Consider the following 13,829-nt stretch of genomic DNA (forward strand, 5'->3'; position numbering starts at 1 on the left):
ATCAGGACGGGAAATAAAACCAGGCGGTCTTGATGAGGCCAGCTTCTACCTCGAACACGGCCAGGCTCTCAAGCGGCTCGGGGGAGAGGCCATGGATCCTTTCATGATCAAACACCTTGTTGCCCATCACCGTCCTCGACAGCAGCTCGGCCCGCAGGGCCGGATTGTTGAAGCGATGCTCGGCATAGAAAGCCCCCAGCGCCCCCTTGCCGACGGTGGAGGGAGCCTCTGTCGGCATCCGGTACCCCTTGAACTCCTCGGCAAAGCAGGCGAGAAAGGCGGTGAGATCCCGAGCATTGTAGGCTTGAAATTGTGCCTCTACGGGCAGTTCGGCGCACATCTGTCACTCCCTGATGATGGAACAACGTCCTTTATAGGGCGCTTTGCTCCCCCTGTCGATAGCCATGCCCGGGCACCATTCCCTGCCCCCCATCACCCTGCTGCACAGACAAAAAAAGACCCCGCCAGTGGGCGGGGTCTCTCTTATCAGCAACCCAGGGTTGCGCGGGATCAGTGCTCGCGGGTCTGGCGGAACAAGACGTCGGGGTGACGCTCCTGAGACAGACGCAGGTTGACCATGGTCGGTGCGATATAGGTGAGGTTGTCACCGCCATCCAGGGCCAGGTTGACCTCGTTCTTGCGCTTGAAGTCTTCGAACTTCTTGACGTCAGTGCCTTCCACCCAGCGAGCGGTGGCGACGTTGACCGCCTCGTACAGGGCCTCGACGTTGTACTCGCTCTTCAGACGCGAGACCACCACGTCAAACTGCAGCACACCGACCGCACCGACGATGAGGTCGTTGCTGATCAGCGGACGGAACACCTGCACCGCGCCCTCTTCGGAGAGCTGTACCAGCCCCTTGAGCAGCTGTTTCTGCTTGAGGGGGTCGCGCAGGCGAATGCGGCGGAACAGCTCGGGGGCGAAGTTCGGGATGCCGGTGAACTTCAGCATCTCGCCCTGGGTGAAGGTGTCGCCGATCTGGATGGTGCCGTGGTTGTGCAGCCCGATGATGTCACCGGCGCAGGCTTCGATGGCCTGCTCGCGGTCACCGGCCATGAAGGTGACGGCGTCGGAGATGTTCACATCCTTGCCCAGGCGCACATGGCGCATCTTCATGCCCTTGCTGTAAGTCCCTGACACTATGCGCATGAAGGCGATGCGGTCGCGGTGCTTGGGATCCATGTTCGCCTGGATTTTGAACACGAAACCGGAGAACTTCTCCTCGGTCGCCAGCACTTCACGCTCTTCGGTCTTGCGCGGCATGGGGGACGGCGCCCAGTCGGTCAGGCCGTCCAGCATGTGGTCAACGCCGAAGTTACCCAGCGCAGTACCGAAGAAGACCGGGGTCATCTCGCCGGCGATGAAGGCGTCGTGATCGAACTCCGGAGAGGCGCCTTGCACCAGCTCCAGTTCACCGCGCAGCTGGGCAGCCAGATCTTCACCTATGGCGGCGTCCAGTTCCGGGTTGTTCAGACCCTTGACCACCCGCTTCTCCTGGATGGTGTGACCCTGACCTGTCTGGTACAGATAGGTCTCATCCTTGTAGAGGTGATAGACCCCTTTGAAGGATTTACCGCAGCTGATGGGCCAGGTGATGGGGGCGCACATGATGTTGAGCTCGCGCTCCACCTCGTCCATGACCTCCATGGGGTCGCGCACTTCGCGGTCCATCTTGTTCATGAAGGTGAGGATGGGGGTATCGCGCAGCCGGGTGACTTCCATCAACTTGCGGGTGCGGTCTTCGACGCCCTTGGCGGCATCGATCACCATCAGGCAGCAATCCACGGCGGTAAGGGTACGGTAGGTATCTTCGGAGAAGTCCTCGTGACCCGGGGTATCGAGCAGGTTGACCAGGCAATCGCGGTAGGGGAACTGCATCACCGAGGTGGTGATGGAGATGCCACGCTGCTTCTCCATCTCCATCCAGTCGGATTTGGCATGCTGGCCCGAGCCACGGCCCTTGACGGTACCGGCGCGCTGAATGGCCTGTCCGAACAACAGGACTTTCTCGGTGATGGTGGTTTTACCCGCATCCGGGTGCGAGATGATCGCAAAAGTGCGTCTCTTGGAGACTTCACTCAGAAATTCAGCTGACATAGTTCGACGTTCTTCTATTGAGCGGCGGCCTCAAGCCACCGTGGGAAATAAGAGATTGCGACGCGCGCAACGCGAGCCAACCCGAGCAGGGCGGGTCTGATGAAAAGCGAAAGGCGTTGCGTTACATGGGTGCGAGTGTCCGGCGTCTTAGCAAAATTGCGCCACATTATACCCGCGCGAGTGAAAAATACCCAGCCCGGCATGCGCCGGATCTGCCTGCGGAGTCCATGGCGGTCAGTCGGCGCGGCACACTCGATTGCGACCGCCCTGCTTGGCGCTGTACATGGCCTCGTCGGCGCGATGGATCAGCTCGCTGAGGCTCTCTCCCTCGCGCAGCTGGGCGCAACCGATACTGACCCGGACCGGGTACTCGGCGGGCAATTCGGCTACCTGGAGTGCCGCCACCTGCTGGCGCACGCGCTCCGCCACCTCGACGGCCTCGGCCAGCAGGGTGTCGGGCAGCAACACCAGAAACTCCTCGCCACCGTTGCGCCCCACTCTGTCCAGACTGCGCAGCGCCTCAGAGATGCAGTTCGCCACCGCGACCAGTACCCGATCCCCCGCCTGATGACCCCAACCATCGTTGATCTGCTTGAAGTGATCGATGTCGATAAGCAGCAGGGAGAAGGGTTGATCCAGGCTCTTCGCCTGCTGCAGCATGGTCTGCGCCTTGGCCTGGATCTGACGTCTATTGTGGATGCCGGTCAGCTCATCCGTCATGGCGAGCCTGCGCATCTTGCGACTGCGCCCGAGTTGATAGAGCACCATGGATCCGAGCAGCAGCAGCGCCAGCACTGTCACCAGCGTCTGCCAGTAGCGCCGCTCCTGGACCTGATCCAGCAGCTGAGCCTGCAACGCCTGGTGAGTCTTGAGGTTCTCGTTCTCCACCTCCTTGCGCGCCAGGTCGAACTCGAAGCGCATCTGGATAGAGCGCTGGGCGCCGAGATCCCGCTCCAGCGCCTCCCTGATCGCCACGTAGCGTTTGAGGGACGCCAGGGCGGCGGCGGCCTCCCCCTGTTTTTCCAGGATCCGTGCCTGCACCCGGTAGATAGTGCCGAGGAAGCGCTTGTTATGCTCCTGAATGAAGATGGGTTCGGCCACCGCCAGGAAGTAGAGCGCCCGGTTTAGCCGGCCGTGGGCCTCCTCGGCCAGCCCCATGACCAGCCGCCACTGACCCAGGGTGGCAGCGTCCGTCTCCTGCTTGCGATTGAGCAAGGTCTCGGCCTGCTGCAAGTGGACCAGCGCCTCATTCACTCGCCCCAGTTTGAGCTGGCTGTGGGCAACCTCGGTCAACGCCCAGGCCTCGTCCATGCTCCACCCCTTGCCCTTGAAGTAGCTGGCCGCCCCCGTAAACAGCGCCAGCGCCTCGGCGTGGCGCCCCGTGTCCGAGTAAAGAATGCCGAGTTGAGCCCGAATATCATTCAGGTTCTCCTCATCGCCCTGCTGCAGATAGGCATTCTCCAGCTCCTTGAAGTATTCGAGGGCCCGATCAAACACCTCCATGCGGCGATAGGTATTGGCTATCTCCCCCAGCTGGTGCAAACGCCAGGCCTCGAGCCCGAGTCGCTCATAGAGGTCGTGGGCGACAAGCTGATCCTTGAGACCGGCGGCCAGCTGCCCTTGATAGGCCTGCATGTTGCCGCGATAGCTCAGGGCGTCCGCCATCAGCCGCTGGGCCCCCGCCGCCTCCGCCAATTTGAATGCGGCATCATAGTCGCGACGGGCATTGGTCATCTCGCCCAGCAACTGGTTATGCCAGCCCCGGCAGTTGAGCAGGGCTATCTCGGCCAGCTTATCCTGCCGTGCCCGCGCCTGTTGCAACTGCTGGCTGGCAAAGGTGATGGCGGCGCTGTAGTCGCTGGTATTCTCGGCAGGCTGGGCCCAGCACTGCAGGCTCACCAGGCGGCCATAGAGGGGGTGGGTCGCATCGATCTGCCCTGACAGCCCCTGCACCCTGGCCTGAAAATCCCTGTGGGGCTGGAAGCCATTCTCCAGCTGAGTCAGCTCGCTAAGCAGGGATCCGCCCTTAGGGAGCCCATGCTCGGTATCATGAGGAATTGCCCAGACGGGCCCCATCAGCAGGGTCAGGTAGAGCAACCAGGGGGAGATATGATGTACGCCGATCACGGGCCTCCAGCGGCATTTATTTGATAAATCGAATAATTGGCCTTTCTATCATATCCTGCAACCGGTGGACTTATGGTGAAATAATCATCCATTCCCTCTATAGTCAGCGCTCTAACCGGGGCCAAGAGACGCCGTATCATCCTGAGCCCTCCCCCACGGCCTGTGCCATATGCCAGGGCATCCAGAGACAAATGGTCCCAACGTGACAGGAAAGGTCCCCCAGGATTACGAGGCGCTGCTTGTCGCCTACCGGAAACTGCAACAGGAAAACGAGCGGCTCAAGCGCATCGCCGATGACGCACGGGAGAAGCTGGACGCCGCCATGGATGGTACCGGTCTGTGCATCTGGCAAAACCATATTCCCACCGGCAAGCTCGTCATCTTCAATCGTCGCTGGGGCGCCATGCTCGGCTATCAGCCCAAGGAGATGGAGGCTCACTTCGACGTCTGGCGTGCGCACCTGCATCCGGAAGACAGGGAGCGGGTGCTGCAAGCCTTCTTCGATCACCTCAATGGCAAGACCCCTTTCTATCAGGCACTGCACCGCATGCTGGCCAAGGATGGCAAGGTGACCTGGGTGCTGGACAGGGGCCGGGTCGTGGAGCGGGATCAGGCAGGCAATCCCCTGCGGGTCATGGGTTCCCACATGGATGTCACCCACGAGAAGGAGTACGAGCAGCAGCTCGCCCTGCTCGCCCACAGGGATCCCCTCACTCACCTGCTCAACCGCGCCGCCTTGCAGCGCCAGTTTCCCGGTTCCCATCAGACCCTCTGTTTCATCGATCTGGATGACTTCAAGCAGGTTAACGACAGCCTGGGCCACAGGGCCGGTGACGAGTTGCTGGTCGAGCTGGCCCGCCGGCTCAGGAGCATCTGTCCCGAGGAGGCCATCCTCGGCCGTCTCGGGGGGGACGAGTTCATACTGCTGCTCTCCTGGTCAAGCCTGGATGCCCGCACCTTGCAGCTTGCCCAGGCTTGCCAGCAGGCCATCTCGGCCCCCGTCCCCCTCGCCAACGGCGAAGCCAGCATAGGGTTGAGCATGGGGATAGCCCAGATCCGGCCTCAGGATGACTTCAGCACGGCCCTGGCGCGGGCGGACAAGGCCATGTATCAGGTCAAGCATGGGGGAAAACGCGGCTTCCATATCGCCCATCCCAGCGGCCAGCCCCTGCTCGATCAGGAACAGGTCAACGAGCGGGCCCTCAGATAGGCAGCGGCCCCATCACCTCAGATAGCCGCCTTTGATCGCTCCCTCAGATAGGCAGCGGCCCCATCACCTTGACCGCACGAATGGCGAAGTGGCTATTGATGTCATTGACCATCGCCAGAGATTGCAGGCGCCGCACCCACTGCTCGTAAGCGGGCAAGTCGGGCACCACCACTTCCAGCAGATAGTCATAAGTCCCCGAGACGGTATGGCAGCTGATGAGCTCCCCCATGGCGGACACCGCCTGCTCGAACGCCTCCACCAGCGCCTCCTTGTGCTGGCTGAGCCGCACATTGACGAAGACGGTGATCCCCAGCCCCAGTTTCTCCCGCGCCAGTATGGCGCGATAGCCCTGGATATGGCCCTCGCCCTCCAGCCGCTTGAGGCGCCGGGCACAGGGTGACGCGGACAAGCCCACCTGTTGAGCCAGTTCCACCGTGCTGAGTCGGCCATCCTGTTGCAGCAGCCGCAGCAGTTGTAAATCTATCCTGTCGAGCATTTGGGTGTTTTCCATCAAAAGTCCCTTTCAAATCACCTGAAGCCACCAATATACCCCCGAAATCACCAAGAGTTTGCCCTGAAACACCCCTCGACTTGGCGGGATAATCGAGGCTCACCCCTGAAGCCTGACCATGCAAGGAGCGCCTGTGTCTCACCTTCCCCATTCCCGCCTCGGTGGCTGGGCCGCAGCCCTGGCGACAGTGCTGCTCTGGTCCGGCTTTTTTCTCTCCCTCAAGGCAGGAGCCCAGGCCAGTCTGCCTCTGCTCGGCCTTGCGCTGCTCCGTTACGGGATCCCCGCTCTGCTGCTGGCCCCCCGTTACTGGCAGGCCAGAGTCAGGTTCAAGGCCGTGCCTGCCCGCTGGCGGCTCGCCATCATGGTCGGTGCCGGGCTCCCCTTCTTCTGGCTGGGGGCCAGCGGCATGCAGCTTGCCCCCGTCAATCAGGGCAGCGCCCTCATCCCGGGTCTGGTACCACTCTGGGTCGCACTGCTGTTGTGGGGACTGGGGGAGCGCTGCGGCCCGGGGCGTCGGCTCGGACTGAGCCTGATCGCCTCGGCGCTGCTGGTGATGATACTGACCGGCGCCCCCGGGATCTGGCTCGGTCAGCTCCATTTCATCGGTGCCGCCCTGCTCTGGGCTCTGTTTACCCTGGGTGTGAAGCGCAGCGGGCTGGGCCCATTGGATGCGGCCGCCCTGGTCGCCGTGCCCTCAACCCTGGTATTGCTGCCCATGGTGATCTGGCTGGGCTGGCCAGCGGGTGGCACAGTGCAGATCTGGATATGGCAGGGGGTGATACAGGGAGCGGGGGCGGGTCTGGGGGCGGCGCTCTGCTACGGCCACGCCATCCGGGTCTTGGGGGCCGAGATCACCTCGGCGGTCGGCTCCCTCACCCCGCTGGTGGCGAGCGCCCTGGCCTGCCTGCTGCTTGGCGAGGTGTTGACCCTGCCCCATTGGCTGACCCTGGCCTTGCTGGCGATTGGTGTCATGCTGGCCAGCCGGGTGGCCAGCCCTTCAGCTCTGCTGCCAGCGGCGCAGCAAGCGACCACGCAAGCCACAGTCCAGTAGCCAGCTGTTGTCGAACACCCGCAGCAGCGCGGGTTTGGCATGGCGAGACATGGCCACTGCGTGAAAGCGCGTCTGCTGGCGGCGCCGCTCGTTCATCTGATCCAGCAGGCTGTGGGGCAGGCTCTGGGCGATGAAGTCGGAGATGACCAAGACATCCGCCTTGGCAAAGGCGGGCTCCTTGAGCTGCTCCAGCGCCTGGGCGAGACAGGGCACCAGATCGGTACCCCCATGGAAGCTCATGGAGAGGAAGCGCTCCGCCTGATCCAGGCCGGTGTCGGCGCGGATCTCCAGGGTAGCCACCTCGGTGGAGAACAGCATCAGGAAGCAGCCACGCTGCTCATCCATCGCCACCTTGAGCAGGGCGAGGAAGAGCGCCTTGGCACACTCCTCCGGGTAACCGCCCATGGAGCCCGAGGTGTCGATGCAGACGATGAAGGGGCCGCGAGACTGGGGATCCGCCCCCCCCGCCTGGGGTGTGCGCAGCAGCAGGCGCTGGCGTGGCAAGGTGCCACGGCACTGGTAGCTGAGCAGGCGCCGCTCGAGATAACGGCGATAGAACTCCAGCTCCAGCTCGGGCAAGCCAAGCATCACCGCCTCGCTGGGCAGCATCCGCATCAGATCGTTGCCCGGGTGTATGCCCACCAGATCATCCGGCACATCATCGCTCACCGCCTCCGCCAGCTCCTGTATCGGGACAGGGGGCAGGGGGCGCTCGTGGGAGTGGCGATCCTGCTCGCTGCGCCCGAGCAAGTCTGCGATCTCCCGCAACAGGGGTTCACGCTCGAGCATGCGCGCGTACTGCTTGATGAGTTCCAGGCTGCGCTTGTGCCAATGACCCTGGGCGAGATCCCAGAGGCCCCCCGCCGAGATCTGGTGTGGATCCAGGGCGTCGGCCAGGGTGCGGTTTGCCAGCAGCTGATCCTCTATCTCCTGGCGCAGCTTGTCTCGCTCCGCCTCGGCTATCTGGTGCTGCAGCTGCAACAAGGCGCCGACCAGGCTGCTGCGCCACTTCTCGACAAACAACTTTTGCAGCCCTTCACTGGGGTGCTCGCTGAGCTGGCGCACCAGGCTGCGCGCCTCACCGGCGAAGGGGCTGCTCGGCGCCAGCAGATCGAGCAGGGCCGGTAGCTGACCCACCAGCTCGGAGAGGGGCAATCCCTTGTGGCGTTGATAGAGTTGATACTCCTGCTCCAGCACCACAGGCACAGGTTTGTGTTTGATCTCCTCGTTCAGCCGCTCGCTCCAGCTCATGATGCGCCGCTTGAGCCGCTTGCCCTGGCTGCCTGGCGCGCGCCGGATAAATTCGGAGATCTTGGGTGAGGCGGCCAGCAGCAGCGCCATCTCCCCGGCTATCTCCCCCTCCTCCATCAGCAGGGCCAGGTCCATCATGCCGATCTCGATCATGATGACCTCAGGATGCGGCGAGCAAGGCCCATGGCACTGGACAGGATCCTCTCAGACGACGGATCGGTGACGACAAGGTGCGCGGCAACCACGGCTCAGTGCCTCTCGCCAAACAGGGCGAGGCGTTCGCGCCAGCTGCGGGCATCCCCCTGCAACTGGCCCAGATCCCGGGCCAGCACGAAGAAGCTCTCTTCCACCTTCTGCAACCACTCCTGACCGAGGAAGAGGTGGCTCTGCTGGCGCTCATACAGGCTGCGTTGCCGACGCAGATCCTGGCTGAGGGTCTCGAGTTGACTCAACAACTCTGTCAGCGTCTGCTGCCAGGGTTCGAGTACCACGGCAGGCAGGGGCTGCTGTCCCACCAGTACCAGCGGCACGCTCTGGCGCTGCACATCCAGCACCCCCAGGCGCAGTTGATCATCGAGCACCAGCTCGTAGTGCCCCTCGGCCGGGCTGCCCAGGTGCCAGCCCACCAGCTTCTCGCCGGTGGGGTGCCAATGCGCCAATCTGTGGCGATCGAATGCCAGGGTCTCGGTGAGTCGGGTCGGATCTTCCGCGCCGAGGGCTGCGGGGTAGAGCAGATGCAAATGTACCTGCTTGCCGAAGGCGTGAGCCCCGGTCAGCGGCAGCGCAATGCCACGGGCGCGGCGTCCGAACCACTGTTGGCGCTGCCTGGCCTTGTGCGCCAGACGCTGGGCCATCTCCCCTTGCAGCAGGCGGAAGCGCTCCTTGAGGTCGAGCAGCTGACGGGTCAGGGCGAGCTGGCGGTAGCAGTGCAGCCGGGCAAACTCCCCCAGCATCTCCTGCAGCGCCTCGCGGGAGGCCTCGTCATGCCAGAGGCAATCCTTGAACAACAGCAGATCCAGCGGCGCCACCTCTTCACGGCCATTGAAGAAGGCGCTGGCCTTGATGAGCCGCACCGCCTTCTTCCAGCGCCGATCCGACACATAACAGCTGTGGGCCAGCTGGCTGTCGAGCTGCTGGCGCAGCTGATAAATCAGCTCGAAGCAGCCATCGGGCAGCCGCACCTCGTCTATCTGGCCCTGCCAGGCCAGGTACTCATCGCTGCGGATCTGCACCGAGGCGGGCAAGTTCTGATGAGACTGCCCCTCGCTGGCCAGCATGGCCTGGAAGTTGCCCTTCTCCTGCACCCTGTCCAGCCAGATCCGCACCAGCATGCGATCATAGAGCGCCTCCAGGCCGCTGTCCGGCGCGGGCAATTCGTTGGAGGCGGTGACCAGCAGCCGCATGGGAATGGGATGCTGACTGTCGCCGTTGCGAAACTGCCGCTCGTTGATGGCGGTGAGCAGGGTATTGAGGATGGCCGGGCCCGCCTTCCAGATCTCGTCGAGAAACACCACCTCGGCCTCGGGCAGATAGCCTGCGGTGAGGCGCAGGTACTTGCCCTCATCCTTCAGCGCCTGAATGGAGAGGGGACCGAACACCTCTTCCGGGGTGCTGAAGCGGGTCATCAGGTATTCGAAGTGACGCGCCTCATGAAAGGCGAGCTTGAGACGCCGCGCAATCAGACTCTTGGCAATACCGGGGGGCCCGAGCAAGAAGACACTCTCCCCTGACAGGGCGGCTAGCAGCCCCAGACGCAAGGCATCCTGGCGTTCGTACAATCCCTCCCCCAGGGCAGCCAGCAGCCGTGGCAAGCGCTCAGTGATGGCGTTAGCAGAGTGACTCTTCTGGGACAACAGCGACATAGGCAAATTCCGGCTCGAGATAGGGATGGAGATTCAGGTCGGCGGCGTCGGTTCATGGGAAGAGGCGCCGGGTTTCGGGCTGCATAACGGCAAAGGGTGCAGCAAACGCCGTTCGAGTGTACCCTTCCTTGAGTTTTTTTTGCCAATCCAGAGTCAATCAGATGCTAGATCCCTTACGCCAGGGCCTGCTTAGCCGCATGGGCATACCCCAGTGGCAAGTGCGCCGCCCGGCCCTGCTGGGCGCTGAGCCTGCGCCCACAGAGGACACCACCGACGCGGCCGCCCCCTCACCGCCGGGCCAACTGGTGGTCGAACCGCTGATCAACCTGCCAAGCCCCCATGCCAAGCCCCCCTTGCCGGCGGGCCGACTCTGGATAGTGGCAGACAGCCTGCCTGCCCCCACCCTGCTGGCGGATGTCTGCCTGCTGCTGGGATTCGGGACTCAGGAAGTGAGCCTGGTGCCGAGTCTGGATCCTGGCATGGCAACGCCCCTGCTCTGGCTCGAAGCGGCGGATCCCGCCTGGCCCCAGGCACTTGTCTGCCCGCTGCAACCCAGTGCGGCCCAGAAACGGGCACTCTGGCAACAGCTTCGCCAGCGCCTGAGCTGAGTCATTGCCACCCTAGCCTTGCCACCTTTTCATGGCCCAGATTGCCGCCCCCCCGTTTCGGAGTCCAGATGTCCCAAGCCCAGCCCGCATTTCGCCCCCTGCTGGAGAGCGATTTTTCCCTCATCTACCCCATAGAGCAGGCCGCACACCAGGAGCCCTGGAGCCAGGCCAATCTGCTCTCCTGCTTCGGGCCCCGCTACCTCAACGGTTTGCTGCTGGTGGAGGGACGTCCCGCCGGTTTCTACATCTCGGATCTGGTGGCCGGAGACAGCTCGCTGATGAACATCTGCGTCCATCCTGACTTTCAGGGCAAGGGATTGGGGCGGGCACTGCTGAGGGAATATCTGGCCAGCAGCAAGGCGAAAAAAGCCGAGGCCTGGTTCCTCGAAGTGCGGGCTGGCAACAAGGGCGCCATCGCCCTCTACGAGAGTGAAGGCTTCGCCGAGTATTGCCGCCGCGCCGATTACTATGGCACAGGCCCGGATCGGGAAGATGCCGTGCTGATGTCGCGGCTGTTCGACTTCGGCTGACCCCTCAGCCGGGCCTGCCCCTGATCTGGCGCGAACCCCGCTCTGCTGCCACTCAGGGTGCCAGTGACACGAAGGCGGGATCGTCCAGTGCCAGGGTGGTGCGTAACACCGCATCGAAGCCCGCGACCGACAGCGGCATGAAGAAACCGCGCCGATAGGTCACTCCCGGCATCCAGATCTGCTCGATATCCACCACTATCTGTATCGGTTTGAGCGGGCCACCGCCCTGTTGCAGATAGATGCCAGGGGGCGTATTCACCTTGGGGAAGCGACGCAGTACCCGCTCACTGCCATCCCCCGCACTCGGGTTGAGGCGCACCTTGACCAGCCCGGCCAGGGTGGATGTCAGCGCCGGATCCTGCCACAGCGCCTTGTCGAGCAATTTGCAGCGCCGACACTTGTCTGACTCGATCACATAGAGCACCGCCATGCCGGATTCCCGGGCGAGCTGCCCGGCCCGTGCCGCCCCCTGTTCGCCCTTGAGCCAAGGGTTGCCACGAGCCAGCGCCTGTTGATTCCATGCATACCAACCCACGCCCCCGGCCACCAACAGCAAGGCCAACAGAAGTCCTAACCATTTCCCCAGATTTTTCATTGATCTAGCCTCCGACGACCGCCTCTCCCAGTTATCGCCGATTTTGATTAATTTCGCAGCAAAATCCGCTCTCCCTGATCAGGAACAAAACAGCGCACACTTGTAAGCCGTAATCTTAGAGTTTACACTCCAGCCCGATTTTCACGCCCCTGCCGGGCGTCTCTCTGTCATTGAGGATCTACGGATGTCACAGCTTCATTTGGTTCATCTGCTTCGCGAACGCATCGCCCGTCTGGGTAATAAAGCCGCCCTGCGGGTGCAACAGGATGGCCAATGGCGTGCCATCGGCTGGCGCACCCTGGGACAGGCCATGGACTATTGCGCCCAGGCGCTGATCCGGGCCGGTCATCAGGAGTGTGACATGGTCGGCCTCTATGCCCGCAACATGCCGGAGTGGACCCAGGCCGACCTCGGCATCCTGGCCGCTCGCGGGGTCAGCGTGCCCATCTACCCCACCAGCACCCAGGATCAGCTGCGCTACATAGTGCGCGATGCAGGCATCCAGCTGCTGTTCGTAGGGGAGCAACCACAGTTCGATCAGGCGCTCCACTTGCTGAAGGCTGGCGAGATCCGCCAGATTGTGGCCCTCGATGGCAGTGTCGATCTGCGCGGCTGCGAGCAGGCCAGCCACTTCCAGACCTTCCTCTCCTCCGGTAACCATCAGCCCAGCGAACAGACGCTGCGCGCACGCGAACAGCACTACCGGATGGATGATCTGCTGACCCTCATCTATACCTCGGGCACCACGGGCGAGCCCAAGGGGGTCATGCTCGATTTCGCCAACATCGCCGCCTGCTTCGAGATGCATGACAGCCGCCTGGATCTGAACGAGCAGGATGTGTCCCTGTGCATGTTGCCCCTGAGCCACGTGTTCGAGCGCGCCTGGAGCTACTACGTGCTCTATTGCGGCGCCGAGAACGTCTATATCCGCGATCCCCAGAAGGTGATGGAGGTGATTGGCGAAGTGAAGCCGACCGTGATGTGCGCCGTGCCGCGCCTCTACGAGAAGGCCTACGCCATGATCCAGGCCAAGGTCGCCCAGGCCCCGGCCTTGCGCCGCGCCCTGTTTGGCTGGGCCACCGGGGTCGGCAAGCAGATGGTCGCCACCCGCCAGGCGGGCAAGTCCGCCTCCCCCCTGCTCTACCTGCAGTTGGCCCTGGCCGAGCGGCTGGTGTTTCGCAAGCTGCGGGCCCGCTTCGGTGGCCGCACCCGCTTCCTGCCGGTGGCGGGCGCCCGCCTCGCCGACGATGTGAATCTCTTCTTCCAGGCCATGGGGCTCAACCTCAAGTACGGTTACGGCATGACCGAGACCACGGCCACCGTCTGCTGCTACGAGGACAGCCAGTTCAAGCTGGGCTCTATCGGTACCGTCATGGACGGCATCGAGGTCAAACTCGGCGAGAACAACGAGCTGCTGGTGCGCTCCCCCACGGTGATGCGCGGTTACTACAACAAGCCGGAGGCCACCGCCGAAGTGATGACCGAGGATGGCTTCCTGCGCACCGGCGATGCGGGCGAGCTGGATGGCGAGGGCAACATCTACTTCACCGAGCGCCTCAAGGAGCTGATGAAGACCTCCAACGGCAAGTACGTGGCGCCGCAGCTGGTGGAGGGCACCCTCGGCAAGGATCGTTTCATCGAGCAGATCGCCATCGTCGCCGACGCCCGCCACTTCGTGTCGGCGCTGATCGTGCCCTGCTTCGAGTCTCTGGAGGAGTACGCCCGCTCCATCAACCTGCAATATCAGTGCAAGACCGAGCTGCTGCGCCACTCCCGGGTGGTGGAGTTCTTCGAGGCGCGCATTCAGGGTCTGCAACAGGAGCTGGCCAAGTTCGAGCAGGTGAAGAAGTTCACCCTGCTGCCGAGCGCCTTCTCCATGGAGCTCGGGGAGATCACCCCCACCATGAAGCTGCGCCGCAAGATCATCGAGGCCAAGTACCAGAGCGAGATCGAGGCCATGTACAGCCACCTCTGATCTCACTGCCAA

12 protein-coding genes are annotated in these 13,829 nt (G+C 63.1%); 5 read left to right on the plus strand and 7 right to left on the minus strand.

Annotation, left to right across the window (positions count from 1 at the left end; all coding sequences use genetic code 11):
* Position 1: 1 nt before the first annotated feature.
* The 3 genes from KYK33_RS16995 to KYK33_RS17005 form a co-directional block, all read right to left on the minus strand.
* Positions 2-340: a nuclear transport factor 2 family protein gene (locus tag KYK33_RS16995; protein ID WP_042040474.1), complete on the minus strand. Its 339-nt coding sequence runs from the start codon at positions 338-340 to the stop codon at positions 2-4.
* Positions 341-510: 170 nt separating this feature from the next.
* A complete protein-coding gene (gene prfC / locus KYK33_RS17000; protein ID WP_042040473.1) occupies positions 511-2,097 on the minus strand; it encodes a peptide chain release factor 3 in 1,587 nt (528 codons plus the stop codon).
* Between the two features lie 234 nt (positions 2,098-2,331).
* Positions 2,332-4,224, minus strand: coding sequence for a sensor domain-containing diguanylate cyclase (locus tag KYK33_RS17005; protein WP_224431272.1), 1,893 nt, complete (start codon positions 4,222-4,224; stop codon positions 2,332-2,334).
* Between the two features lie 202 nt (positions 4,225-4,426).
* Between KYK33_RS17005 and KYK33_RS17010 the strand changes: the two genes are divergently transcribed.
* On the plus strand, positions 4,427-5,434 hold the full coding sequence (locus KYK33_RS17010) for a sensor domain-containing diguanylate cyclase (protein WP_224431273.1): 1,008 nt from the start codon (positions 4,427-4,429) through the stop codon (positions 5,432-5,434).
* A 43-nt stretch (positions 5,435-5,477) separates the two neighbouring features.
* Here KYK33_RS17010 and KYK33_RS17015 read toward each other — a convergent pair whose 3' ends face one another.
* Positions 5,478-5,945 carry an Lrp/AsnC family transcriptional regulator gene (locus KYK33_RS17015; protein WP_224431274.1) on the minus strand — a complete coding sequence of 156 codons (468 nt, stop codon included), beginning with the start codon at positions 5,943-5,945 and terminating at the stop codon, positions 5,478-5,480.
* Between the two features lie 133 nt (positions 5,946-6,078).
* Here KYK33_RS17015 and KYK33_RS17020 point away from each other — a divergent pair, with 133 nt between their 5' ends.
* Complete coding sequence (locus KYK33_RS17020) at positions 6,079-6,996, plus strand: DMT family transporter (protein ID WP_224431275.1); 918 nt, start codon at positions 6,079-6,081, stop codon at positions 6,994-6,996.
* On the opposite strand, the gene viaA is transcribed toward KYK33_RS17020, so the two are convergent.
* Both viaA and KYK33_RS17030 read right to left on the minus strand, forming a co-directional pair.
* The gene (gene viaA, locus KYK33_RS17025) at positions 6,943-8,400 is read right to left on the minus strand and encodes an ATPase RavA stimulator ViaA (protein ID WP_224431276.1); all 1,458 of its coding nucleotides are present in this window, start codon (positions 8,398-8,400) and stop codon (positions 6,943-6,945) included. The genes KYK33_RS17020 and viaA overlap by 54 nt on opposite strands.
* Positions 8,401-8,495: 95 nt before the next feature.
* Positions 8,496-10,109, minus strand: a complete 1,614-nt coding sequence (locus KYK33_RS17030; protein ID WP_224431277.1) for an ATPase RavA domain-containing protein — start codon at positions 10,107-10,109, stop codon at positions 8,496-8,498.
* A 161-nt stretch (positions 10,110-10,270) separates the two neighbouring features.
* Between KYK33_RS17030 and KYK33_RS17035 the strand changes: the two genes are divergently transcribed.
* A complete protein-coding gene (locus KYK33_RS17035) occupies positions 10,271-10,717 on the plus strand; it encodes a DNA polymerase III subunit psi (protein WP_224431278.1) in 447 nt (148 codons plus the stop codon).
* A gap of 68 nt (positions 10,718-10,785) precedes the next feature.
* Positions 10,786-11,247, plus strand: a complete 462-nt coding sequence (rimI, locus tag KYK33_RS17040; RefSeq protein ID WP_042044161.1) for a ribosomal protein S18-alanine N-acetyltransferase — start codon at positions 10,786-10,788, stop codon at positions 11,245-11,247.
* 52 nt (positions 11,248-11,299) lie between these two features.
* Here the strand turns inward: rimI and KYK33_RS17045 are convergent, their stop codons facing one another.
* On the minus strand, positions 11,300-11,842 hold the full coding sequence (locus tag KYK33_RS17045; protein ID WP_224431279.1) for a hypothetical protein: 543 nt from the start codon (positions 11,840-11,842) through the stop codon (positions 11,300-11,302).
* A gap of 184 nt (positions 11,843-12,026) precedes the next feature.
* Here KYK33_RS17045 and KYK33_RS17050 point away from each other — a divergent pair, with 184 nt between their 5' ends.
* A complete protein-coding gene (locus tag KYK33_RS17050) occupies positions 12,027-13,817 on the plus strand; it encodes an AMP-dependent synthetase/ligase (RefSeq protein WP_224431280.1) in 1,791 nt (596 codons plus the stop codon).
* Positions 13,818-13,829: the final 12 nt, after the last annotated feature.

This window comes from Aeromonas rivuli, from assembly GCF_020149575.1.
GTDB lineage: Bacteria > Pseudomonadota > Gammaproteobacteria > Enterobacterales > Aeromonadaceae > Aeromonas > Aeromonas rivuli.